Origin of the sequence: Marivita sp. (assembly GCF_965656765.1) — a bacterium.
Classification (GTDB): domain Bacteria; phylum Pseudomonadota; class Alphaproteobacteria; order Rhodobacterales; family Rhodobacteraceae; genus Marivita.
The window spans coordinates 1-24714 of sequence record NZ_CBFHLV010000050.1 but is presented as its reverse complement, the minus strand read 5'-3'; the positions used below and the strand labels follow the sequence as shown (position 1 = coordinate 24714).

Here is a 24714-nt window from a genome sequence, read left to right as displayed (position 1 = left end):
TGCAAGCTTTTAACCAATTCGCCTACAACCTCTTGGGGCCGGCCGGACCGATGATCATCATCGCCGGCCTTGGTATCTTGTTGTTGGTTCTCGCAATACCAATGTTCTTTATGTCGCGGTCGAACCCTATGGATCGACTGGACGCAAATGCGGGCCGCAAAGAAATCGACGCCAACACGCGCGCGGTGCTGCGTGAAAAGCAGAAGAACCAAAAGCTCAACAAATATGCGCAATTCCTTGAGCCACAGGATGCCAAGGAACTGTCTGACGTTCGGATGAAGCTCTTGCAAGCGGGCTACCGGACCAAAGACGCGGTTCAGATCTACTACTTTGCACAGTTTGCGCTCGGCATAGGTGGGCTGCTGCTTGGTCTTGGCTATTTCTTTTTTGTTTTGGACCCGTCCACCGCCACAACCCAGCAAACCGTAATGTATATCCTCGGCCCAGGTGCGGCAGGATACATGTTCCCGAAATACTGGATCACCAGCCGCGTTCAGAAGCGCCAAGAAGAAATTGAAGGCGGCTTTCCAGACAGTCTCGACATGATGCTCGTCTGCGTCGAGGCCGGTCAGTCAATGGATCAGGCCATCGTTAGGGTTAGCAAGGAATTGCGCGCGTCTTATCCCAGCCTCGCCGACGAGTTCGAGTTGGTGAGTTTTGAGATGAAGGCGGGTAAAGACAAAGCGTCTGTTTTGAACGATATGGGAGAACGCTGTGGCGTGCAGGATGTGATGTCCTTTGTGACCGTTCTCAATCAAAGCCAGAGTTTTGGTACTCCAATTTCCGACGCGCTTCGGGTTTATGCGGCCGAGATGCGAGATAAACGCGTGATGCGCGCCGAAGAGAAGGCAAACAAGTTGCCAACCAAAATGACTTTGACCACTATGATGTTTACGGTGCCGCCACTGTTGATCATCCTCGTGGGTCCATCTGTTGTCGGCATTCAAAAACTGGGCGAACTAGGAATGAACTAACCCAATGATGCTCGGCCGAATTTGCGCCTTATCATTCTGTTTCGGATTGGCCGCCTGTGGACCGGGCGGCTTTTCCACGTCTGACGATGCTGTTTTTGCACCCAGTATCGACCCTCGTGGCGCGGCTGTGGATCAACTGACCGTCGGTCACCGGCTTATGGCGGCGCGGGAATTCGAACTCGCTCTCAGCTCGTTCCGATTGGCCGCCGCCGAACAGGGGCTGACACCCGAAGTTGTGTCGTCCTTGGGATCGGCAAACCTGGCCCTTGGACGATTAAACCAGGCCGAAGAGTTGCTGCGACGCGCCACCAAAGACGACCGCGACAGCCCGGATGCCTGGAACAACCTGGGTGTTGTCCTCATTGAAAAGGGCAAAACAGCCGAAGCAGCGCAGGTTTTCCGCAGGGCGTTCGCGCTCGATAATGGCGAAAGTGTTGCAATTCGCGATAATCTTCGCTTGGCACTCGCAAAATTGGAAAATTCGCAGTATGGTGCGGAAATAGAACAAGAATACAAACTCGTGCGGCGCGGCAGCAGTGATTTCTTAATCCGCCCGACACAGTAATGAGGCAGAGCAGTAAAAGGACGCAAAAATGCGCCATCCCTTTATCGTTTCCCTGTGTGTCACATGGGCGTTCTTGCTTGCTGGATGCGAGCAGGGCATTGATACAGAAGCAGTTGACCGTGAATTTCAGGGGGTCAACGTCATCGACGGCACCAATCTGAACGACGTTATGCTGTCGGTTTCGGACCCAAATGAAGCAGTATCGTATTTCCAACGTGCCAGCAGTGCAGAACCCGACCGCATAGACCTGTCCCGAGGGCTTGCGATCTCTCTGATCCGCGCCAAACGCCACACCGAAGGTGTTGCAGCTTGGGCACGCGTTGTCGAAAACGAGGCGTCCACAAATGATGATCGCGTCGAGCTGGGGGATGCGCTGATCCGAAACAACGAATGGGATCGCGCGGAAACTGTGCTGAACGCCATTCCCCCAACCCACGAGACATACAAACGCTATCGCCTAGAAGCGATGATCGCGGACAGCAAAAAACAGTGGGACAAAGCCGACAGCTTTTATGAAACTGCCGTGGGGCTTACCACGACCCCCGCATCGGTCATGAACAACTGGGGTTTCTCCAAGTTGACGCGCGGCGATTATTCCGGCGCAGAACGCCTGTTCACCGAAGCGATCCGCAACGACGGGTCGCTTTTCACCGCCAAGAACAACCTCGTTCTCGCCCGTGGCGCGCAGGGTAACTACGTTTTGCCCGTCGTCCCGATGAGCCAGATCGAACGCGCCGAACTATTGCACACGATGGGATTGGCAGCGGTCAAGCGCGGCGATGTTGTCACCGGTCAGGGCCTCATGCGCGAAGCAATCGAAACCCACCCGCAGCATTTCGAAGCCGCATCGCGGAGTCTGAAGGCTCTTGAAACCAATATCGTGAACTGAGCTAACGCATGGATATCTCGGCGTTTTCGGCTTTGGTTTTCCTGCCTTTGGTATTGCCACTTTGCGTTTATGTGGCTTTCTCGGATATGCGCGACATGCGCATTCCGAACACCATTGTCGTGATGCTTTTTCTTGTTTTCGCGGTACTGGGCCTCGTCGCCCTGCCCTTTGATGCCTACCTGTGGCGGTACGTTCACCTGATTGTTGTGCTGATTGCCGGAATCGCCTTGAACGCCGGGGGCGCGATGGGTGCAGGCGATGCAAAATTTGCTGCGGCCGCAGCACCGTTTATTCACGTCGGCGATTTGCGCATGCTGATGGCGCTGTTCGCAGCCAACATCCTTGCCGCGTTTATTGCCCATCGGATCGCCAAGCACAGCGGACTTCGCAACATCGCACCTCATTGGAAAAGCTGGACAAATCCCAAGTTTCCCATGGGCCTCGCCTTGGGTGGAACGCTTGCGCTTTATGTTGGACTGGGCGTCTGGTTCGGTCGGTAAACTGCCAACAACCTGACCTGTCCTAGCCCTTCTGTTGCCACAATAGCCTGCCAATGTTCTCCTGACTCTTACTGGCTGAACCGATCCGGGGCTACTGATGAACATGCAAGCAAGCGCTGTTATGGCGCCTCCTCCTCCCAAGCGCATGGAAGACATGAAGCTGCAACCGGTCATGATGCGTGACATCATGCTCAAGACGATCTTTCGTAAGAACGTCTCGACCGCGACAGCCATTGCCCAAAGCGTTTGCCTGCCCGTGCCGATCACACAAGAATTGATCGATTTGGCGCGTGGTCAATTGCTGTTGGAAGCAACCGGGACGCTCAACGCGAACAACGGCAGCGAAATGGGCTACCAGTTAACTGATGCTGGCAAAGCTCGGGCACTGGATGCGCTGGCCCAGTCTGAATATTATGGCGCGATGCCCGTTCCTTTGGCGGTCTACGCCGAACAGGTCAAACGCCAATCGATCCGCAACATTCACATCTCACGTCAGCAATTGACCGATGCGATGGGCCATTTGGTCTTGCCGCCCGACCTTCTGAGCAACCTCGGTCCTGCCGTCGGTGCAGGCCGGTCGATCCTGATGTACGGCCCGCCGGGCAACGGTAAGTCGTCAATCTCGAATGGCATCCGTGACGCGATGGGCGACAAAATCTATATCCCGCATGCCATCGAATATGCAGGTCAGGTCATCACCGTATATGACCCAATTGTTCACAGCGCCGCAGAAACCGCTGGCTCTGCGACTGGCCTGCGCCTCACCAACCGTTTCGATACGCGCTACGTTCTCTGCGCCCGACCCACGGTGATTACGGGCGGTGAGCTATCACTTGATATGCTCGATCTGGTCTACAACCCGACGGCGCGCACTTATCAGGCGCCGCTGCAGCTTAAATCCACCGGCGGCATCTTTATCGTGGACGACCTTGGCCGTCAGGCCGAACCTCCGCAGAAACTGGTCAACCGTTGGATTGTTCCGCTCGAAGAGGCACGCGATATTCTTGCGCTGCAATCAGGTGAAAAATTCGAGGTGCCCTTCGACACGCTTGTGATCTTTTCGACCAACTTCCATCCGAACGAGATCTTCGACCAAGCCGCCCTGCGCCGTATCTTCTTCAAGATCAAAATCGATGGCCCAGACCAGCAGAACTTCCTCAAGATTTTCTCGATGGTGGCCAAGAAAAAGAAGATGCAGCTGTGTGAAAAGTCGCTGATTCATCTGCTGAAAACCAAGTACCCGACGATCAAGAACATCTACGCCAACTACCAGCCGGTGTTCCTGATTGATCAGATGATCGCGGTCTGCGATTTCGAAGGTTGGCCTTACAAAATGTCGCCAGAACTGATCGACCGCGCATGGGCAAACATGTTCGTCAAAGACGAAACAATTGTGAAATAAGCCCTGCAGGCGTCAATTTGACTACCTGGATTTGTTGGACTCGTCATCGGGTCCAACGCTGGGAAAATTAGGGGCGGAATTCACGAGATTTGCCCTTGACGCCACGCAGAGTCGCCCGTACTCACGCGGCGGTCCGGCGCGGTAGCTCAGTTGGTTAGAGCGAACGACTCATAATCGTTAGGTCGGGGGTTCGAGTCCCCCCCACGCCACCAAATTCCCTTTTTCACTACGGATATACTCCTGCCAATCGGGTTGGGCACAGCTATCAGATCGTTGGCTTCCATCCATATGTTACACAACCACTCAAAGCGCCTTCCCGCTGTAACAAAATTATTGTTCGACTGATGGTTTTCCGATAATCTCAGGCCAACGTGATCAACAAAATTCCACCTCGAAAAGGTGCCGCACATGTACGCACAGATGGTGAAATCCGAAGCGACACAGGACGATCCCAAAAAGCTCGCCGCATTTCAGGGGCGTATTGATGCGGGCGAAAAGATCGAGCCAAAGGACTGGATGCCGGAAGGGTATCGCAAAACCCTGATCCGCCAGATTGGGCAACACGCGCATTCCGAGATTGTTGGCCAATTGCCCGAAGGCAACTGGATCACCCGTGCACCGACACTCGAACGCAAAGCAATCCTCTTGGCAAAGGTCCAGGACGAAGCAGGGCATGGACTGTATCTTTATGGAGCTGCGGAAACGCTCGGCGTAAGCCGGGACGAACTGACTGAGATGCTGCTGGACGGGCGCATGAAATATAGCTCGATCTTCAACTACCCCACGCTGACATGGGCCGATATGGGCGCTGTCGGTTGGCTTGTCGATGGCGCGGCCATTATGAACCAGGTACCGCTGCAACGCACAAGCTATGGCCCCTATTCCCGTGCGATGATCCGCATCTGCAAGGAAGAGTCGTTCCACCAACGACAGGGCTACCACATTATGATGAAGATGGCGCAGGGCACGCCTGCGCAGAAAAAGATGGCGCAAGATGCGCTGAACCGGTTCTGGTATCCTTCGCTGATGATGTTCGGCCCTTCCGACAAGGACTCTGTGCATTCAGCGCAATCCATGCGCTGGAAAATCAAGATGAACACCAATGATGAGCTGCGGCAGAAATTCGTTGACCAAACCGTACCACAGGCCGAGTTCCTTGGTCTGACCGTGCCTGACGAAACCTTGCGGTGGAACGATATAAAGGGTGGCTATGATTTTGCAGAACCGGACTGGTCCGAATTCTTCGACGTGATACAGGGCAACGGCCCCTGCAACTCTGAACGCCTGGCCGCGCGCAACAAAGCGTGGGATGACGGCGCGTGGGTCCGCGACGGGTTGATGGCCCATGCCGCCAAGAAGCGCGCAGCCAAATTGGCGGCAGAATGAAACACTTGGCTGAAATCAATATCGCGCGTTTGAGGCACTCTTTTGAAGACCCCCGCGTTGCAAAGTTCAGCGACAATATCGACAGGGTCAATGGGATCGCCGAACGCTCGGACGGGTTTGTCTGGCGCAACAAAGAAGAAACATCGGGACCGATACTGGGCGATGAGCAGCTTATCGCAACCATCTCGGTCTGGGAAACAGTCACACAATTCGAACGGTTTGTCTGGGACACGCTGCACCGCCAGTTCTACCAACAACGCGCCGACTGGTTCGATGTGATGAAGAGCATGCATTTTGCCATGTGGTGGGTCGACCCCGGCACCAAGCCATCCTTGGCTGACGCCATGTCTCGCTTGGATCACCTCAATGCCCATGGCGACAGCGATCGCGCCTTTGGCTGGGCACATCTGCCTGACGCCACGCGCTGGCGCGATATGCAGGGCGTGCCTGCCGCGGGTTAAAGGAACTGGATTGAGATGAAAAACGAATGGCCTCTCTGGGAAGTGTTTATTCGCGGGCAACACGGCCTCAACCACCGGCACGTTGGTAGCCTGCACGCGCCTGACGCCGAGATGGCGATCAAAAATGCACGCGATGTCTACACGCGCCGCAACGAAGGCGTGTCAATCTGGGTGGTCGAAGCGCAGAACATCACTGCCTCCTCCCCGTCGGACAAAGGACCGCTCTACGAGCCGTCGGAAAGCAAAGTCTACCGCCACCCGACCTTCTTCGACATCCCAGACGAAGCGGGCCATATGTAATGACCGACCAAGAGGCCCTCTTTGAATTTCTGCTGCGGCTTGGGGACAACACGCTGATCCTAGGCCACCGCATCAGCGAATGGTGCGGCCATGCGCCTATACTGGAAGAGGACATCGCGTTGGCCAACACCGCGCTTGACTTGATTGGTCAAACGCAGATGTGGCTGGGCCTTGCTTCCGAAGTCGAAGGCGCGGGGCGCAGTGCAGACGATCTCGGTATGCTGCGCGACGTGTGGGATTTTCGAAACGTGCTCTTGGTCGAACAGCCGAATGGCGATTTCGGTCAAACCATGATGCGCCAATGGTTGTTTGACGCATTCCATTTCGACGTTCTAACCGCGCTCACAACCTCTGGCGATGACCGGATCGCGGGTATCGCCGCCAAAGCCTTGAAAGAGGTCACGTACCATCTGGACCGATCCTCTGAGACCGTGATCGGCTTGGGCGACGGCACCGAAGAAAGCCAAGCCCGTATGCAAGCCGCCCTTGATCTGTTGTGGCCTTACGTAGGCGAGATGTTCGCCCCGGACTCAATCGACGACACGCTGCACGCTGCAGGGATCGCGCCCGACCTGTCAGCATTACGCGCGCAGTTCGACACACGGGTTGATGCGGTTTTACATCAAGCAACCCTAAGTAAACCCACAAGCAGCTATGCCCAATCTGGCGGCAAGACCGGGTTTCGGCATTCCGAGCATTTGGGCCATCTGCTAACGCAAATGCAATGGCTTCAACGTGCCTATCCCGGTGCGGCGTGGTGATATGAAACCCGACCTGGCTGAAGTTTGGCAGTGGCTTGACGCTGTGCCTGATCCCGAGATCCCGGTGATTTCGGTGGTCGATTTGGGCATCGTGCGAGGTCTGGCCTGGGAGGACAATACCTTGACCGTAGCCATCACGCCGACTTATTCAGGCTGCCCGGCAACATCGGTGATCGCTATGGACATCGAAACCGCGTTGTACGATCGGGGCGTGCGAACCGTACGGATCAAGACCCAGATCACCCCACCATGGACAACTGATTGGCTTTCTGAAAAGGGCCGCACAAAGCTGCGCGACTATGGAATAGCCCCACCCTCGCCCGCTGGCGGTCCAGACAGGTGTCCGCGCTGCGACAGCACGCGATTGACGCGCATCAGCCAATTCGGCTCAACCCCCTGCAAGGCGCATTGGCGGTGTGATGACTGCCTTGAACCCTTCGACTATTTCAAATGTATCTGACCCCTAGGCCCTGACATGGCGAGATTTTATCCCCTTACCGTCACCGAAGTGCAGAAAACCACACGCGACGCGGTAGCGATCACGCTAGAGCCTCGGGATGGCGGTGATTTTGCCTTCACCCAAGGCCAATACCTGACGTTCAAACAGGATTTTAACGGCACTGAACTACGCCGGTCCTATTCGATTTGTTCGGGCGTCAATGACGGCAGTTTGCGCGTGGGCATTAAAAAAGTGGCGGACGGCGCGTTTTCCGTCTGGGCCAATGACGCCCTGAAACCCGGAATGACCCTTGATGCAATGGAGCCGATGGGCACGTTCCACACGGCGATTGAGCCGGACAAGGCCAAGACATACCTCGCATTCGCGGGCGGATCAGGGATTACACCCGTCCTGTCGATCCTCAAAACTGTGCTCGCCTCAGAGCCACTGTCACAAATTACCCTAGTATACGCAAACCGCAGTGTGAGCTCGATCATGTTCCGCGAGGAATTGGAGGATCTCAAGAATTTCTACATGGGGCGGTTCACGATCATCCACGTTCTCGAAACCGATGCGCAGGATATCGACCTGTTTCAGGGGCGCATCGACGGCGATAAATGCGCGGCACTTTTCACCCATTGGATTGACATCCAAAGTGTTGACACCGCCTTTATCTGCGGGCCAGAGCCGATGATGCTTGCCATTGCGCAAGCCCTCAGGGACCACGGGCTGACCAAAGACCAGATCAAATTCGAGCTGTTTGCCAGCGCCCAGACTGGCCGACTCGCCAGGCGGAGCAAACCTGCTCAGGATCCAAGTGTAGAAGGCATTGCCGCAACAGTGACGTTGGATGGCATGGCACGCAGCTTTGATATGGCGCGAGACATGACGGTGCTTGAAGCGGCGCTCGACAACGCTCTTGACGCGCCACATGCCTGCCGGGCTGGGGTGTGTTCAACCTGCAAATGCAAAGTGTTGGAGGGCGAGGTCGATATGGTCGCCAACCACGCGCTTGAAGATTACGAAGTTGAACAGGGCTATATCCTGTCCTGCCAATCCTACCCGATCAGCACACGTCTTGTCGTAGACTACGATCAGTAAACGTTACTGTGGCTTGCGCGTATCCACCACACGCACGGCTTTACCCTGCGACCGCGCGACAGAGCCGGGATCACCCACTTCAACGGTGACGGACACTCCGACATGATCCTTGATCCGTTCGGTCAGCATCGTCGCCGCGGCCTGCCGCGAAAGATCACTGGCGGCTTGCGGCGTAGCCTCGACCAGCACGCGCATCGCATCCATCCGGCCTGTGTTATACAGTTCGATCTGGAAATATGGTGCAAGCCCGCCGGTCGCCATGACCTCTTCCTCGATTTGAGTCGGAAACACGTTGACGCCGCGCAAGATCATCATGTCATCGCTGCGCCCAGTGACCTTTTCCATCCGTCGCATCGTCCGGGCGGTGCCGGGCATCAGCCGCGTGAGATCACGGGTGCGGTAACGGATCACCGGCATGCCTTCTTTGGTTAGAGTGGTGAACACCAATTCGCCCTTTTCGCCATCGGGCAAGACCTTTCCGGTCTCTGGGTCGATAACCTCTGGATAGAAATGATCTTCCCAGATGTGCAGACCGTCTTTGGTTTCAACGCACTCGTTTGCCACCCCCGGCCCGATCACCTCGGACAGGCCATAAATATCGACGGCGTGCATATCGAACGCCTCTTCAATCTCAAGCCGCATCGCGTTGGTCCACGGTTCTGCCCCGAACACGCCAACCTGCAAAGATGATGCGCGCGGATCAAGTCCTGCCTTATGGAACGCCTCAAGAATGTTGAGAATATAGGACGGAGTAACCATGATACCCTTTGGCTGGAAATCGGTGATCAACCCAACCTGTTTCTCGGTCTGGCCACCGCCCATCGGCACGACCGTCCCGCCCAGCTTTTCTACGCCGTAATGCGCGCCTAGGCCGCCAGTAAACAGACCATAGCCATACGCGACATGCACCATGTCGCCTGCCCTTAGGCCAGACGCCCGCAACGACCGCGCGACCACATCGGCCCACATGTCGATGTCGTTCTTGGTGTATCCCACGACAGTCGGTTTACCGGTTGTCCCGGACGACGCATGCACGCGGGCAATTTGTTCGCGTGGCACCGCGAAAAGGCCAAAGGGATAGTTATCGCGCAGGTCGGATTTCAGTGTGAACGGAAACTTCGCCAGATCGGACAGGTCATGCAGGTCGTCCGGATGAACCCCGGCGGCATCGAATTTGGCGCGATACATCGGCACGTTTTCATAGGCATGACGCAGCGACCAGCGTAGTCGATCCAACTGAAGCCCACGGATCTCGTCAATCGAGGCAAGCTCGATCGGATCAAGGTCCGATGGTTTTGGTGACAAATCCTTCATAAACGCGGCGCCTCCCCTACGCCTCGTCGAACACGGTTCCCTTGATAGCCCGCGACAAGCCACGAAACTCGGCAATCAGAACGCCGGATTGATTGGTGATCTGCACATCGGTGATACCGCTGCGCCCGGTCAACGAAATCTCTGTTGCCTCAGCGCGCAGCCTGTCACCCAACCGGCCGGACGCGACGTAGGTGATCGTGTTATGCTGTGCCACGGTGACTTGGTTGCGGCTGTTGCAGGCGAACGCAAACGCACTGTCTGCCAATGTAAAGATCACGCCACCATGGCACATGCCATGACCGTTGCAATGGTGTTGCGCGACGGTCAGTTCCATGACCGCGGTGCCTTCTTCAGCATGCATAAGCTCCATCCCCATCCATTGAGATGCGTGATCCTGTTGCCACATTGTTTGCGCGGCTTTTTGAGCGCGATCGTTCGGTGTCATAGACGCGACGCTTGCATGAAGTTCGCGCCCGGTCAAATACTTAGGCAGTCAACGAGGGGAGCGCGATGACCATTCAGGACGTTCAGAGTTTCATTGCAGGCGCATGGATTGGCCCGGACAGCCAAGCACGCGAAATTCGCGATGCTGTGACAGGTCAGGTGATCGCACGGGCCGGACGGGATCGGGTTGATGCTGGTGCCATGATCGACCATGCGCTTCGGTTCGGTGCGCCTGCCCTCCGCACCATGACGTTTCATGATCGCGCCCGCATGCTCAAGGCCTTGGCGCTGTATCTGCAAGAACGCAAGCAAGCGCTCTATGACCTCAGCTTTTCCACAGGGGCGACGCAGAAGGACCATCTGATTGACGTCGATGGCGGAATCGGCACGATGTTGGTCATCGCCTCCAAGGGACGGCGCGAGATGCCGGACGGGCATGTCTATCTCGACGGAAATGTCGAACAATTATCACGCCACGGCAGTTTTGTCGGTCAGCATGTCTGCACACCGTTGCAGGGCGTGGCCATCCACATCAACGCTTTCAATTTCCCGGTTTGGGGAATGCTCGAAAAGCTGGCTCCGACGTTGTTGGCCGGAGTTCCAGCAATCGTAAAACCGGCGACCACGACCTGCTATGTCACCGAAGCCTGTGTTCGGATGATGCTGGAAAGTGGAATTTTACCAAATGGTACAATTCAGCTTGTCACCGGCGGGCTGGGCGATCTGCTCGACCATCTTGGACCGCAGGATGTGGTGAGCTTTACTGGCTCCGCAGATACTGCATTCACACTGCGCAGCGCACCAAACCTGTTGCGCGACTCGGTTCGGTTCGTGGCCGAACAGGACAGTCTGAACGCTTCTATCCTTGGTCCAGACGCTGTGCCGGGCACACCTGAATTCGATCTTTTCGTCAAAGAAGTCCATCGCGAAATGACGACCAAAGCGGGTCAGAAATGCACCGCCATTCGTCGGATCATCGCTCCGCAGACACAGGTTGATGCGGTAGTAAATGCTGTGTCCGCCCAGCTGCGCGACACTGTGATCGGTGATCCGCGTGACCCCACCTCGCGGATGGGGGCGCTGGTCTCTGATGCCCAGCGCAGGGATGTACTGGCCAAATGCGCAATCCTTGAGAACGAGGCAGACCGTGTGTTCGGGGATCCCCAAGCGTTTGACGTGCATGGAGCAGACACAACAACAGGCGCGTTCCTGCCCCCTATGCTTTACCATTGCGCCAACCCTGACGCGGCAACACATGTGCATGACACCGAAGCCTTTGGGCCGGTTGCCACCATCATGGGGTACCGGGATTTGGACCATGCAATCCAGCTGGTGAACCGTGGGCAAGGCAGCCTTGTGGCGTCGGTGATCACTCATGATCCAGAGGTGGCATACGAGGTCGTCATGGGCGCGGGGGCGTATCACGGAAGACTCTATTTCAACAACCGTGACAGCATGGCCGAGGCGACGGGCCATGGCTCCCCACTACCTCACTTGGTGCATGGCGGACCGGGGCGCGCGGGCGGCGGAGAGGAACTGGGCGGCGTTCGGGGCGTCTTGCACTATATGCAGCGCACTGCCGTTCAGGGCAGCCCGGATGTGATCGCCGCCGTCACCGGCCAATGGCTGCCGGGCGCGACCGCGACGCAAGGCCCGGAGCATCCGTTCCGGCGCAGCTTTGACGAGATACAGATTGGGGAAACCCTGCTCACCGCCGACCGCGAGCTGACGGTGGCGGACATCGAACATTTTGCAGAGTTCACAGGCGACACGTTCTATGCCCACATGGATGACGCCGCAGCCAAGCGAAACCCGTTTTTTCCCGGTCGCGTCGCGCATGGCTACTTGCTTTTGAGCTTTGCGGCAGGTCTGTTTGTCGATCCGGACGAAGGTCCGGTTCTTGCCAATACAGGCCTCGATGCGTTGCAGTTTCAAAAACCGGTCAGCGCAGGAGACCGGATCAAGGTACAGCTTACTGTTAAGAAAAAGACCCCCCGCACCGACACTTATGGAGAAGTGCGCTGGCATGTGATCCTGCGCAATCAAGACGAAGAGTCTGTTGCCGAATATGAACTCTTGACGATGAACGCCTACACAAAACCGCGCTGAGACTTGGAGTTTGGAGGACAGCCACGTAACGGTGGCATATGAATGACGCCGATTTCACCCACCTCGTAACCCGCGTTCTGGGGCACTCCACCCCGCGGGTGTGGTCTTTGCTGGTCACGATGTTTGGCGACCTTGCCGTGGCATCCGATGCGCGGTTGAGCGGATTAACGGTGAATGCGATCACCGCGGCCATCGGAATAAAACCCGAAGCGACCCGCGTGGCACTGCACCGACTGCGAAAGGAAGGCTGGATCGAAAGCCATCGCACCGGTCGTCAGACCCGATACGCACTTACCGTGACCGGACGGAATGAAACCAATGCGGCATGGCCGCGGGTTTACGGGCCGGCGCCTGCTGATATCCAAGCGTATCTGGTGATGGACGCCCCCACCGCACAGACCGAAACGCTGTTGGGGCGTCGGACGAACACCGCCGTTCAAATCGGTCCCAAGACGTTTGTTACCACCAAAACTGATGCGGCCGATCAGCAACTGGCCCTTGCGATTGGCCCTCAGGATGACATCCCGCAATGGCTGTCCGACAAGCTGTGCACGCCAGCGGCGCAGGTGGCGTCGCAAGAGTTGGCAATGCGGTTATCCCTATTACGGGACACACAGGCACTCGAGCAGCTCCCGCTTTTACAGCGCACGGCGCTACGAGTGGTCGTCGTGCATGAATGGAGGCGCTTGATCCTGCGCGTGCCCACTTTGCCGGAAGACCTTTATTCGGCCAAATGGCAAGGGGCAGCCTGTCGCGTGCTGTTCAACGAGCTTCTGGCGCGCTTGCCCGCGGCAGATGTGGACGAATTGGAGAAAGAGATCGACGCGGCTTGAACGTGGTGTTCTGACCTTGTGCCGCATCTTTGATCGGCTTCCCACAGCGGTCTGTTCACGCAAAAGCAGAGTGACCCATGCACCTTGCCCAAATAATAATCGCTCTTGCGAGCGATCCGCGTCGTCCAGCAACTATTTAACCAATACGACTTTTTCTCCGGCAAGTTTCTCTAAACACTTGGGAAAACGGTGCCCTGCGGCTATCGTGCCGCGACTCTAACTGGTGGAACTATGTTTGATCTGCTGATCGAAAGGGCACATTTGCCCGATGGGCAAGGCCCCCTGAACATCGCGATCAAGGACGGCAAAATTGCTGCGATTGGTCATAAAACTAACGAAGATTCCGCAGAGACCATCGACGCAAAGGGGCAACTTGTCTCTCCTCCTTTTGTCGATCCGCATTTCCACATGGATGCCACGCTCAGCCTTGGCCTACCGCGCCTGAACCAGTCTGGCACGCTGCTTGAAGGGATCGCGCTTTGGGGCGAGCTCAAGCCGATGCTTACGGTCGAGGCCGTGGTTGAACGCGCGTTGCGCTATTGTGATCTGGCGGTGTCTCAGGGCCTGCTGGCGATCCGCAGCCATGTCGATGTCAGCACCGCGCCGCTGACCGGGGTCGAAGCGCTGCTTGAGGTGCGCAATTCCGTTGCCCCTTACATCGACCTGCAATTGGTGGCTTTTCCGCAGGACGGGTTGTTTCGCGCCGAAGGGGCCGAGGAAAACCTGCTGCGCGCGCTGGATATGGGTGTCGATGTGGTGGGCGGCATCCCACATTTCGAACGCACGATGGAGGACGGTGCCCGATCGGTAAAACGCCTGTGCGAGATCGCAGCGGATCGCGGGTTGCCCGTAGACCTGCATTGCGATGAAAGCGACGACCCGATGTCGCGTCATGTGGAAACGCTGGCGGCAGAGACAACACGATTGGGTCTGGGCCGGCGGGTGGTCGCCAGCCACGTCACCGCGATGCATTCCTATGACAATTACTACGCCTCCAAGCTGATCCCGCTGATCGCTGAATCAGGCATGAACGTGGTGCCAAACCCGCTGATCAACATCACGCTCCAGGGGCGCTCTGACACCTACCCACGCCGCCGTGGTCTGACCCGTGTGCAGGAATTGCGCGCCGCAGGGGTGAACGTGGCGTTTGGGCAGGATTGCACGATGGATCCGTGGTATCCGCTGGGCTCTGCCGACATGCTCGAAGTGGCGCATATGGGCGTTCATGCTGTGCCCATGACATCACGCGAGGCGATGGCCTGGGCGTTCCAGTCGGTCACGCTGGGCGGTGCTGCGGCGATGGGCCTGCCCGATCCAACGCTGCGCGAAGGCGGCCCCGCCAACATGGTTCTTTTGCAAGCGCGCGATCCGATCGAAGCAGTGCGTCTCAAGGCGACACGGCTGGCCGTCATCAAACACGGCAAAGTTCTGTCGCGCACCGCACCGCGCATTGCTCAGCTTTCGCTGGCCGGACGACCCGACAGCGTGAACCCGGCGGACTATGCCCCGCCGCAAGACACATAATCAAACTTACCAACACAGAGGATGCTGCCATGACCCTGAACACGACCCGTCGAAGCCTGCTTGTCGGTGCTGCCGCCACGCTGGCCCTGCCCGCCTATATCCGCCGCGTGAATGCGCAGACCGTCGTGAAAGTGGCGGGCGTTCACGCCTCTCCGGTCGAGAACGCGTGGAACAGCCGCATTCACCTTGCGATGCAACAAGCAGCGGACGCGGGGTTGATCGAATACGAATTCTCGGAAGGTGTGGCCGCAACTGACTACCCCCGCGCGATGCGGGAATACGCGGAAAGTGGTGTGCAGTTGGTCTGGGGTGAATCCTATGCAGTGGAACGCGAAGCGCGTGAAGTTGCGGCGGATTATGCCGATACGGCGTTCCTCATGGGGTCGTCCGGTGGGCCGGAAGGTGACAACTTTGGTGTATTCGGGACACGCAACCACGAAGCGGCCTATCTGGCCGGGATGCTGGCAGGCAAGATGTCCGAAAGCAACGTCTTCGGGTCGGTTGGTGGATATCCAATCCCAGAGGTAAACCTGCTGATCAACGCCTTCCGTATGGGGGTCAGCGAAGTGAACCCGGATGCGAGCTTCCTCAACGGCTTTATCGGCGCATGGTTCGATCCAGCCCGCGCCCAGGAAGCCGCGATTGCACAGATCGATTCCGGTGCGGATATTCTCTTTGGCGAACGTATCGGTACAGCGGATGCGGCACAGACCAAGGGCGTCAAAGCCATTGGATCACTCATCGACTATACACCGCGCTATCCGGAAACCGTGTTCGCAAACGCAATCTGGAACTATGGCCCGACGATTGAAGCCATTGTATCGGACATCACAGCGGGTAATCCGGTTGGCAAGGATTATACCGAGTTTTCGTTCATGCAGTACGGCGGCAACGAGCTGATCTACGTAGACAGTATGGTGCCAGCAGACGCCGTTCCCGCGATGGAGGCCAAGCGCGCAGCCATTCAGTCTGGTGAATTCGAAGTTCCAATCGACGCGAATGAGCCTGCCTGATCACAGGTGCCAGACGCGACAGCCCTAGCTGCCGCCATTGCTGATGGGCGAACCACTGCCCATGATGCGATGGCGGCCAGCCTTGCCCGTGCGCACAACGCGCCAGGCACGGTCACGGTTATGCAGTCTGACGCCGAGGCATTAGCCTTGGCAGATGCTGCCGCGCCAGGGCCGTTTTCCGGTGTACCGTTCCTTGGCAAAGACTTAGGCGCTTTGGTGCGGGGGCTTAAGCAAAGCGCGGGCAGTGCCGCCATTGCACATCGCGTTGAAGCGCCAGCGCAAGACAGTGCGTTGTTCACCCTGTTCCGGTCAGCGGGGTTGGTGCCGTTCGGCCTCACGGCAGTGCCTGAGGTTGGATTCGCGCTTTCCACTGAACCTCAGGGACGCCCTGCTGCGACCAATCCTTTTGACGAAACCCGCACGCCGGGCGGTTCCTCCGGTGGGGCAGCTGCTGCGGTGGCGCGCGGGATCGTCGCCATTGCGCATGCGACTGACGCCGCCGGGTCAATCCGCGTGCCTGCAGCTTGTTGCGGATTATGGGGGCTGAAGCCTTCACGCGGTGTGAGCCCGATGGGGCCGGACTACAACAACTGGCTGATGGGCATCGCATCAGAACTGGTCTTGGCGCGGTCGCTGAGGGATGTGAACGCTGCTCTCGCCTGCGTTGCGAAAACCGGTGTACGGTTAGCGCCGCGCGTGGCTGTGATCCTCCCAGACACCTGCGACGACATACAGATCAACGCTACCCTTGCCGCTGCAAGGGCATTGGAGGCTGCGGGGTACACCGTTCAGGATGGTCTATCGTCGTCGCCATCTGACAAATTCCTGTCCCGCCCCATGTCGCTGATCCGTATGATCCTGGCGGCAGCATTGCACGAAGGCTTGACCGCGACGGGAGTGCCAGACGATGAGGTCCCGCCGCTGTTGCGGGCCGCACGGGCCGAAGGTGCCGCTTTGACCGGGACTGATCTGTTCGCCGCCTCGCGGGACATCATGCAGATGACCGATCTGATTCTTGGCTTTTTCGGGGATGCCGATGCGATCCTGATGCCTGTCTTGTCTGGCCCGCCACCCAAGCTGGGGGCGTTTCCTATGGATCATACCGACCTAGACGCGCATTTTCTCAAGATGGAGGCAATGGCCCCAAATGCGGCATGGGCCAATGTCGCTGGGCTGCCAGCACTTGCGTTCCCAGCGGGGTTTGACGATGGCCTGCCCATTGGCGCACAACTGATTGGACGCCCCAATAGCGACACGGCACTACTGGACCTTGCACAACCATTGGCTCACATGATCGACATTCCCTTTCCTCAATCCATTGCCGGACTGCCCACATGACTGCCGTTCTTGAATTGTCCAACATAACGAAGAGGTTCGGCGCGTTGACAGCCAACGAAGACGTGTCGCTGCACCTGGGGCAAGGGGAAATCCTTGCGCTTCTGGGCGAAAACGGTGCCGGCAAGACGACGCTGATGAACATCCTCTTTGGCCACTACAACGCAGACGAAGGCGACGTACGCGTTTTCGGCGAAACGCTTCCCCCTGGCAAACCACGCGCAGCAATCGCGGCCGGAGTTGGGATGGTCCACCAACATTTCACGCTGGCCGGTAATCTGACGGTTTTGGAAAATGTCATGCTTGGGTCCGAGCCTTTGGGGCAGCTCCGCTCGAACCGGTCTGCCGCGCGCAAGAAACTGATGTCGATCTCGGAAAGGTTTGGACTGCCGGTTGACCCTAATAGCAAAGTGTCCCGGTTATCCGTGGGCGAACGTCAACGGATCGAAATCTTGAAGGCGCTTTATCGTGATGCCCGTATCCTTATCCTTGATGAACCCACAGCTGTGCTGGCCCGACCCGAGGCTGAACGGCTGTTCGAAACGCTGCGTGGCATGACCAAAGACGGGCTTTCGCTGATCTTTATCAGTCACAAACTGCACGAGGTGATGGCAGCGTCGGATCGTGTCGCCGTGCTGCGCGCTGGGCGGATGGTCGCTGAACGCCAGACCTCGGAAACATCACCTGCCGAACTTGCCGAACTGATGGTTGGTCGCAAGGTTGAACGCCCTGTCCGCAAAGACCAAAAGATCGGAGCGCCGGTTTTGGTCGCCGACCGGATCACTGTGATCGAAGACGACGAAACCCGGCTGGACGACGTGTCTTTTACCGTCAATGCAGGCGAAATCCTTGGTGTTGTCGGCGTCTCGGGCAATGGTCAGGGTGCGCTTGGGTCATTGCTGTCGGGGCTTATGCACCCAAGCCAGGGGTCGCTTCAGTTGAACGGCGTCAATGCCGGGCATCTTGGGCCGCGTGGATTGATCCAAGCAGGCGCGGCGCGGGTACCCGAAGACCGCCACGCCGAAGGTGCGGTCGGCGAAATGACAGTGTGGGAAAACGCCGTTTTAGAGCGTTTGCGCAGTCCGGAGTTTTCCAAGTCCGGCTTTGTTCGCCAATCCGCCGCGCGTGCGCATGCCGCCAATCTGATCCAACGGTTCGATGTGCGGGGTGCCAATCCCGACACGCGCATTCGTCTGTTGTCGGGCGGTAATATGCAAAAGCTGATCCTCGGTCGCTGCCTTGCCACCGGGCCACGCTTTCTTCTGGCCAATCAACCGACCCGTGGCCTTGACGAAGGCGCAATTGCCGCGGTGCACGCCGAATTGCTGGCCGCCCGTGCAGAGGGTGCAGCGATCCTTTTGATCTCGGAAGAACTGGAAGAAGCGGTGCAATTATCGGACCGAATTCAGGCCATTGTCAAAGGGCGATTGTCCCAGCCTGTCACAGCCGATCAGGCCGACCCACGGCGACTCGGCCTTATGATGGCGGGCGTTTGGGAGGGCGACAATGCGGCTTGAACGACGCGAAAACGTACCTTTGGCACTGGTCGCCATCGCCCCTTTGACCGCGATTTTAGCAGCACTGGTGCTAGCCGCTGGCCTGATCGCAGCAGCGGGGGTCAATCCATTGATGGCGTATTCCGAAATGCTGCGGGGCGCATTAGGATCTCGCTTGTCGATCACCGAGATGTTCACCCGCGCAACACCGTTGATCCTGACCGGCCTTGCTGCCGCCGTCGCCTTTCGTGCGCGGCTTTGGAATATCGGGGGCGAAGGGCAATTCTACGTCGGCGCCTTGATGACCGCTTGGGTCGGCCATTCGCTAGCCCTGCCCGGCCCGATCGGCATTGCGGTTCTGATGGTGTGCGGTATGGCAGCGGGCGCACTTTTGCTGGCTGGTCCTGCGTTTTTGCGTTTGCGCTTTGGCGTTGATGAGGTCGTAACGACGCTACTTCTCAATTTTATTGTGATCCTGTTTGTCGGTTTGATGATCGAAGGCCCGCTGCGTGATCCGCTGGCCTTTGGCTGGCCGCAGTCTGTGCCCGTGGATGGCGACTACCGCTTGTCTGATCTGGTACCACGCACACGGCTGCATATCGGACTATTGTTCGCCATCGCGGCGGCGGGGGTGATCTGGCTTGTGCTTACACGCACCGTCTTCGGCGTTGAGACCCGGGCGGCGGGATTGAACGCCCGTGCGGCGGCCTTCGCGGGCATTTCGCTACCGCGTACCATCATGGGTGTTGCACTTGTATCAGGTGCATTGGCGGGTCTTGCGGGTGCGGTCGAAGTCATGGGCGTGACGGGTGGGGTTACGACCACCATGTCGCCGGGGTTCGGCTATGCCGGGATCGTTGTTGCCATGCTTGCGGCGCTGCATCCGGCGGGCGTGGTCGCGGCGGCAATCTTTGTCGCAACCGTCTTTGTCGGGGCAGACGCCATGAGCCGCGCCACGGGTGTTCCCAGCTTTATCGCGGATGTGATCGTCGCCCTGTCGTTGTTGACCATGTTGGTGGCGCTTCTATTCACAACTTACAGGCTGCGCCGATGATCGAAGCACTTGAACTCCTGACCAATACAAGCCTGTGGGCCGCCGTCCTGCGCATCGCCACGCCGCTGATCTTTGGCGTGTTGGGCGCATTGCTATGTGAAAGGGCGGGTGTGTTGAACCTTGGGATCGAAGGCATCATGACGATGGGTGCCATGGCGGGATGGCTAACCGTGTATTTGGGTGGTGACCTTTGGATGGGGCTTGCAATTGCCGCCGCTTCGGGCGGTTTGATGGGGTTCTTGCACGCTGGTCTGACTGTCCCGTTGGGATTGTCGCAACATGTGTCAGGCCTTGGCATCACGCTCTTTGCGTCTGCTTTGTCTTACTATTTGTACAGGCTCATCGTCGATGTCGGTGAAACACCGCCGACGATTGAGCCTTTCAAACCGCTGGATATTCCCGGCCTGTCGGACATTCCAGTTCTGGGTCCGATCCTTTTCAACCAGACGGCGCCCACTTACCTTGCCCTGATCTCGGTCGCAGTACTGGCCTATGTGCTGACCCGCACACCGCTGGGTCTGGCGATCCGCATGACCGGCGAAAACCCCCACGCGGTTGAGGCGCAAGGGCTAAATCCGAACGCCTTGCGGATCGGGGCCATTGTAGCAGGTTCCGCGCTCATGGGTTTGGGCGGCGCGTTTCTAACCACGGCAGCGTTCAATTCGTTCTTTCCGGAGATGGTACAGGGGCGCGGCTGGATTTGTATCGCTCTGGTGGTGTTTGCATCTTGGCGACCAGGTAAGGCTTTGGTTGGGGCATTGTTATTTGCATTTTTCGATGCGTATCAACTGCGCCTGCAGAACGTGGTCGATGGCGTGCCGTACCAGTTGTTCCTGATGGCACCCTATGTTTTGTCTATTGTCGCTTTGATCCTTGTCGCCCGCCGGGCCGAGGTTCCCGAGGCACTTATGGCACCCTACCGACGGGGCGAACGGTAGGGTCAGGCGAAGACCAAACCATCCATCAGCTTGCGCGCGGTGCGTAAGACGGCAGCGGATGTCACCTCGCCCGTGTCCGAAACCTGCGCGATGATGCTGGTCTCGCCGATAGGATGTTCGATCGGCATGAGCTTTTGCGATCCGTCCGGCACCTGCGCCAAACCTTCGGTCACTGATCCCGGCAAGAGGCAGGCTGTCGCCACACTCACCGCTCCGAGCACTCCGATCGAGGCGTGGCAACGGTGCGGAATAAATGTGCGGGTTGCAATGACGCCACCCTGATTTGGTGCGCCCACAAGCGTCATCTTGGGAATGGTCTTGTCTGCCACAGCGCCAAGATTCATCTGTGGTCCACATGCCAAACGGATGGACTCCAAACGGGACTTGAGCATGGCATTGCCCTCAAGCTCTTCGCGGCTTTCGGTGCCTGTGACCCCAAGGTCAGCGGCCCTGAGCAAAACCACTGGCATGCCGTTGTCGATCAGGGTCACATCAACGCCTTCGACCTGATCGCGCGGGTTGCCCGTCGGCAAAAGCGCACCACAGGTGGACCCGGCGGTTCCGACAAACTCCAATGGGACCGGCGCAGCTGTGCCCGGCACCCCGTCGATCGACGCTACACCTAGATAGCTGGGCAACCCACCCGGAGTTTGGACCGTCGCAATCGCGGTTTGGCCGGTGTTTTCCATATAGATCGTGACGCGGGTTTGACCGTCTTGCGCAGCGATCAATCCACGTTCGATGGAAAAGGGGGCCACACCGGCAAGGATGTTGCCGCAATTCTGGCCATCCGACACCATCGGCTGATCGACCGACACCTGAAGGAAAAGGTAGTCCAGATCGACGCCTGCACGGGCAGACCGTTTTACGACGGCCACCTTTGAAGTCAGCGGATCCGCACCGCCCATCCCATCGATCTGGCGCGTATCAGGACTACCCATTACCCGCATCAAAAAGGCGTCTCGGTCCGCAGGCAATTCATCGGCAAGAAAGTAGCCACCCTTTGACGTCCCCCCTCGCATCCACATGCAGCGGACGCCGTCACTCATAGCGCAGGCCCTTTTCAGCAAGCCGTTCGCGCATTTTGTACATATCAAGCCCCAATTCGCCCGAGGCCAGCCGCTTGCGTTTCGCCTCTTCATTGGCGACGCGCGCTTCGGCTTTTGCCAAGACATCCGCAGCATCGGTATATTTGACGACGCACACCCCGTCATCATCCGCGATGATCACATCGCCCGGATGCACAGCAGCCCCGGCGCAGACCACGGGCACATTCACCGACCCCAAAGTTTCCTTGATCGTGCCCTGTGCACAGATTGCCTTGGACCAGACGGGAAAGCCCATCTTTTCCAGATCGACGATATCACGCACCCCTGCGTCGATGATCAACCCACGACACCCCCGCGCCTGTGCAGAGGTCGCCAGCAGATCCCCGAAATAGCCCGCATCCGACGGCGACGTCGTGGCAAGCACCAACACATCTCCGGGTTTGATCTGTTCGATGGCAACGTGCAGCATCCAATTGTCGGCGGGCGGAGCGAGGATTGTCACCGCTGATCCACCGATGGCCGAACCGCGATAGATTGGGCGCATATAGGACGCCAACAGGCCGGTTCGCGCCTGCGCCTCGTGCACGGTCGCAACGCCGCAGCGCGCCAAGGCGTCAATGACCGCCTGTTCCGCGCGGTCGATATTTTGCACCACGACGCCCATCAGAGTTCATCCACTGTGCGTGGGAAAACCGACTGGAATCCTTCGGCGTATTTCGCGGCACGTCCCCCTGCCTGCCCGCCAGAGTTGCGACGAAAATGGTTGCCCCGATTTTCGGCAACGTTGGTGTAAAAATCCCAAAGGTGGTGTTGGCCTTCCATACATTCGATAGCCGCGCGTTTCTGGTCCCACACCTCGGTGATGTCGAGAAACACATCCGGCTTCCAGCCCATCTGTTCGGTCTGGTGCGGCTCAAACAGGTAAAGCTGTGGTGCGCCGAGAACCTTTTCACCCGGATTGTGCCCCCAGGCCTGCGCGATCATCCGCACCTCAAGCGCCAGTTCGCTCGTATACATATGGTCAGTGTTGTAGGGGTCGTATTTCGAATGGCTTAGCATAAAACTCGGCTGAACCGCGCGCAGGACATCGACCAATCGCATCTTGTTCTGCTCATCCACGACCAACGGGTAATCACCCAGGTCGAAGAACTGGATATCGTGGACGTTCAAAGCCTTGGCCGCGTTTTCGGCTTCTTTGCGACGAATGGATTTCACCTCGTCCAGCGTGTTGCCCTCTTTCCACAAACGCGCGCTTTCTCCGCGTTCGCCGTAGGACAGGCACACCACCGTAACTTGGTATCCCAGCTTTTGATGAAGCGCGATTGCACCGCCACAACGCCAAACGAAGTCAGCTGCATGTGCCGACAGCACCAGTGCTGTTTTCTGCTCTCCCATGGCTCTCCCCTTGCCAAATGTTTGATGCATATTGGCATGTTTTCAGAGGCAAGCGCCATTTCAAAGTCAGGTAATCGTTGTTCGAAAAACAGATCGTTTTGGCAGGCCGGTCGGTTCCTCTAGGTAGATCGACCTAAAGCGCGCCGGCCTGAATCCATTCGTCCAGTTTTTGACGGCTTACCTCGAAGTGCATGCTGTCTTCGCGGCCCCAAGAGGCTCCCCAAACCCAACCTTCGCTTTTAAAAAAGTCAGCCAGAATCGTAAGACCAAGCTGCGTACGTCCGTCGCCCAACGTATCAAGTACACCATCGATGTTGAGATCAACCGCCAGCCCGAAAGCATGGGTGGATGCGCGGCCGCGTGTGCCGCGAATTTGGCGCACACAAAGCGACCCTGCGGTGTCGATACGCGCATAGAGATCGGGGTCGGTCACACGAACCTCTTCGAACACACGCCGTATTGAATCCGCCGCTGGTTTGAGCATGCGCACACGGATCGGGCCAACATCTTCGAGGACAAGCTTGCTGGCCAATCTTGGATTTGTCATTTCTTGGCAATTGTCTGACATGACTTGTCGTGGCGGACCAAAAACGCGCGTAAGGTAGGATGGGCCTGCGATTGTCAAACCTTCGTTTACATTGCGGCGGTCGGCGATCAGCACGACCTGCGCATAGGCATCGATAATGTCGTTGGTGCCGTTTTGCTGAAACACCTCGCTGCCGCTATTTGCTTGTGGGGCGAGTGTTGGACTGGGTGCCATTGCCACAGGCGCACGCGCAGCAGCCGCGGCGACCTGAGACACGTTCTTGGTGAGGTCTTCGATCTGGATTTTGAGGTCCTCAACCTGCTGGCTGAGCATCTCAATCTCGATCCGCGCGCCGGAGTCGATGGCTGTGCCCGCAAATCCTGATTGTTCCTGACCGGACATCAGCTTGGGCACGAATATCCAGATGATCGGTGCCAATACAATGGCAATGCTTAGAATAATCGCCGGAAGAAGGCGCATGAAACAAATGTCCTAACCAAAAATAGCGTTTGGGAAAGTAAACCGGATTCCGTCTGACAAGCCAAGCCAAACCTGTCCGCAGACGAATTGTGTTTGTTTAAAAGGTGCAGACTGCGCGAACAGTGTTATGTGTGCGATCGAAACAAACGCCTCTGAATACGTCTGGCCATACCCGTTTCCATCGACCTGCAAAATTGCACGTTAATTCAGCACAGTTTGCATGGACGCATTGTGTCACTTGAGCGTCAAAGCCATTGCCGGGGGGGCGGAGCTAAGCTAAAGTTACCTCATCAATCCTTTTTCATTCGAGGACATGCATTACTATGTCGTACATTCGAACAGTTTCCGCCTTAAGGAACGTCTGATCTACCGTCTTGGCTACGCCGATTTCGGTGCAATCGGGCTTTGATTGAGCAGACAGGGGCC

Annotated in this window: 25 protein-coding genes and 1 tRNA gene; 20 read left to right on the top strand and 6 right to left on the bottom strand. The window is 57.6% G+C overall.

Annotated elements, in window-relative coordinates; genetic code table 11:
- The 12 genes from ACTG4M_RS13020 to ACTG4M_RS12965 all read left to right on the top strand — a co-directional run.
- Positions 1-974, top strand: a 974-nt coding sequence (locus ACTG4M_RS13020) for a type II secretion system F family protein (protein ID WP_439124101.1), incomplete at its 5' end; no start/stop codon positions are given.
- Positions 975-978: 4 nt separating this feature from the next.
- A complete protein-coding gene (locus ACTG4M_RS13015; protein WP_439124100.1) occupies positions 979-1539 on the top strand; it encodes a tetratricopeptide repeat protein in 561 nt (186 codons plus the stop codon).
- A 28-nt stretch (positions 1540-1567) separates the two neighbouring features.
- The gene (locus tag ACTG4M_RS13010; RefSeq protein ID WP_439124099.1) at positions 1568-2428 is read left to right on the top strand and encodes a tetratricopeptide repeat protein; all 861 of its coding nucleotides are present in this window, start codon (positions 1568-1570) and stop codon (positions 2426-2428) included.
- 8 nt (positions 2429-2436) lie between these two features.
- Positions 2437-2928 carry a prepilin peptidase gene (locus tag ACTG4M_RS13005; protein WP_439124098.1) on the top strand — a complete coding sequence of 164 codons (492 nt, stop codon included), beginning with the start codon at positions 2437-2439 and terminating at the stop codon, positions 2926-2928.
- A gap of 97 nt (positions 2929-3025) precedes the next feature.
- A complete protein-coding gene (locus tag ACTG4M_RS13000; RefSeq protein ID WP_439124097.1) occupies positions 3026-4330 on the top strand; it encodes an ATPase in 1305 nt (434 codons plus the stop codon).
- A gap of 135 nt (positions 4331-4465) precedes the next feature.
- Positions 4466-4542: transfer RNA gene (locus ACTG4M_RS12995), tRNA-Met, on the top strand.
- A 196-nt stretch (positions 4543-4738) separates the two neighbouring features.
- Positions 4739-5716 carry a 1,2-phenylacetyl-CoA epoxidase subunit PaaA gene (paaA, locus tag ACTG4M_RS12990; protein ID WP_439124096.1) on the top strand — a complete coding sequence of 326 codons (978 nt, stop codon included), beginning with the start codon at positions 4739-4741 and terminating at the stop codon, positions 5714-5716.
- Positions 5713-6177 carry a DUF3291 domain-containing protein gene (locus ACTG4M_RS12985; RefSeq protein ID WP_439124095.1) on the top strand — a complete coding sequence of 155 codons (465 nt, stop codon included), beginning with the start codon at positions 5713-5715 and terminating at the stop codon, positions 6175-6177. The genes paaA and ACTG4M_RS12985 overlap by 4 nt, the downstream gene beginning before the upstream one ends.
- Positions 6178-6192: 15 nt before the next feature.
- Positions 6193-6477, top strand: a complete 285-nt coding sequence (gene paaB / locus ACTG4M_RS12980; protein WP_439124094.1) for a 1,2-phenylacetyl-CoA epoxidase subunit PaaB — start codon at positions 6193-6195, stop codon at positions 6475-6477.
- Positions 6477-7238, top strand: coding sequence for a 1,2-phenylacetyl-CoA epoxidase subunit PaaC (gene paaC, locus ACTG4M_RS12975; RefSeq protein WP_439124093.1), 762 nt, complete (start codon positions 6477-6479; stop codon positions 7236-7238). The genes paaB and paaC overlap by 1 nt, the downstream gene beginning before the upstream one ends.
- Position 7239: 1 nt before the next feature.
- Positions 7240-7698 carry a 1,2-phenylacetyl-CoA epoxidase subunit PaaD gene (gene paaD / locus ACTG4M_RS12970; protein ID WP_439124092.1) on the top strand — a complete coding sequence of 153 codons (459 nt, stop codon included), beginning with the start codon at positions 7240-7242 and terminating at the stop codon, positions 7696-7698.
- Between the two features lie 15 nt (positions 7699-7713).
- Entirely contained in the window at positions 7714-8778 is a 1065-nt protein-coding gene (locus ACTG4M_RS12965) for a 2Fe-2S iron-sulfur cluster-binding protein (protein WP_439124091.1), read from the top strand.
- 3 nt (positions 8779-8781) lie between these two features.
- Here ACTG4M_RS12965 and paaK read toward each other — a convergent pair whose 3' ends face one another.
- Both paaK and paaI read right to left on the bottom strand, forming a co-directional pair.
- Positions 8782-10092, bottom strand: coding sequence for a phenylacetate--CoA ligase PaaK (gene paaK / locus ACTG4M_RS12960; RefSeq protein ID WP_439124090.1), 1311 nt, complete (start codon positions 10090-10092; stop codon positions 8782-8784).
- A gap of 16 nt (positions 10093-10108) precedes the next feature.
- Complete coding sequence (paaI, locus tag ACTG4M_RS12955) at positions 10109-10537, bottom strand: hydroxyphenylacetyl-CoA thioesterase PaaI (protein ID WP_439124089.1); 429 nt, start codon at positions 10535-10537, stop codon at positions 10109-10111.
- A 65-nt stretch (positions 10538-10602) separates the two neighbouring features.
- Between paaI and paaZ the strand changes: the two genes are divergently transcribed.
- The 8 genes from paaZ to ACTG4M_RS12915 all read left to right on the top strand — a co-directional run bounded on the left by paaZ (position 10603) and on the right by ACTG4M_RS12915 (position 20838).
- Complete coding sequence (gene paaZ, locus ACTG4M_RS12950; protein WP_439124088.1) at positions 10603-12645, top strand: phenylacetic acid degradation bifunctional protein PaaZ; 2043 nt, start codon at positions 10603-10605, stop codon at positions 12643-12645.
- Positions 12646-12683: 38 nt separating this feature from the next.
- Positions 12684-13478 (top strand): PaaX family transcriptional regulator C-terminal domain-containing protein, encoded by a 795-nt coding sequence (locus tag ACTG4M_RS12945; protein ID WP_439124087.1) that lies wholly within the window; start codon positions 12684-12686, stop codon positions 13476-13478.
- Between the two features lie 231 nt (positions 13479-13709).
- Complete coding sequence (locus ACTG4M_RS12940) at positions 13710-15002, top strand: amidohydrolase family protein (RefSeq protein ID WP_439124086.1); 1293 nt, start codon at positions 13710-13712, stop codon at positions 15000-15002.
- A gap of 29 nt (positions 15003-15031) precedes the next feature.
- Positions 15032-16015 (top strand): BMP family protein, encoded by a 984-nt coding sequence (locus ACTG4M_RS12935; protein WP_439124085.1) that lies wholly within the window; start codon positions 15032-15034, stop codon positions 16013-16015.
- 6 nt (positions 16016-16021) lie between these two features.
- Positions 16022-17353 (top strand): amidase family protein, encoded by a 1332-nt coding sequence (locus tag ACTG4M_RS12930; protein WP_439124084.1) that lies wholly within the window; start codon positions 16022-16024, stop codon positions 17351-17353.
- Positions 17350-18867 carry an ABC transporter ATP-binding protein gene (locus ACTG4M_RS12925; protein ID WP_439124083.1) on the top strand — a complete coding sequence of 506 codons (1518 nt, stop codon included), beginning with the start codon at positions 17350-17352 and terminating at the stop codon, positions 18865-18867. Before ACTG4M_RS12930 ends, ACTG4M_RS12925 begins: the two co-directional genes overlap by 4 nt.
- Positions 18857-19900 carry an ABC transporter permease gene (locus ACTG4M_RS12920; protein ID WP_439124082.1) on the top strand — a complete coding sequence of 348 codons (1044 nt, stop codon included), beginning with the start codon at positions 18857-18859 and terminating at the stop codon, positions 19898-19900. The genes ACTG4M_RS12925 and ACTG4M_RS12920 overlap by 11 nt, the downstream gene beginning before the upstream one ends.
- On the top strand, positions 19897-20838 hold the full coding sequence (locus ACTG4M_RS12915; protein ID WP_439124081.1) for an ABC transporter permease: 942 nt from the start codon (positions 19897-19899) through the stop codon (positions 20836-20838). Before ACTG4M_RS12920 ends, ACTG4M_RS12915 begins: the two co-directional genes overlap by 4 nt.
- A 2-nt stretch (positions 20839-20840) precedes the next feature.
- On the opposite strand, the gene ACTG4M_RS12910 is transcribed toward ACTG4M_RS12915, so the two are convergent.
- From ACTG4M_RS12910 to ACTG4M_RS12895, 4 genes are all read right to left on the bottom strand, one after another.
- A complete protein-coding gene (locus ACTG4M_RS12910) occupies positions 20841-21887 on the bottom strand; it encodes a 4-oxalomesaconate tautomerase (protein WP_439124080.1) in 1047 nt (348 codons plus the stop codon).
- Positions 21880-22551 (bottom strand): 4-carboxy-4-hydroxy-2-oxoadipate aldolase/oxaloacetate decarboxylase, encoded by a 672-nt coding sequence (locus ACTG4M_RS12905; RefSeq protein WP_439124079.1) that lies wholly within the window; start codon positions 22549-22551, stop codon positions 21880-21882. Before ACTG4M_RS12905 ends, ACTG4M_RS12910 begins: the two co-directional genes overlap by 8 nt.
- Positions 22551-23282 (bottom strand): PIG-L deacetylase family protein, encoded by a 732-nt coding sequence (locus tag ACTG4M_RS12900; RefSeq protein WP_439124078.1) that lies wholly within the window; start codon positions 23280-23282, stop codon positions 22551-22553. Before ACTG4M_RS12900 ends, ACTG4M_RS12905 begins: the two co-directional genes overlap by 1 nt.
- A 133-nt stretch (positions 23283-23415) precedes the next feature.
- Positions 23416-24288 carry a M15 family metallopeptidase gene (locus ACTG4M_RS12895; protein ID WP_439124077.1) on the bottom strand — a complete coding sequence of 291 codons (873 nt, stop codon included), beginning with the start codon at positions 24286-24288 and terminating at the stop codon, positions 23416-23418.
- Between the last annotated feature and the right edge of the window lie 426 nt (positions 24289-24714).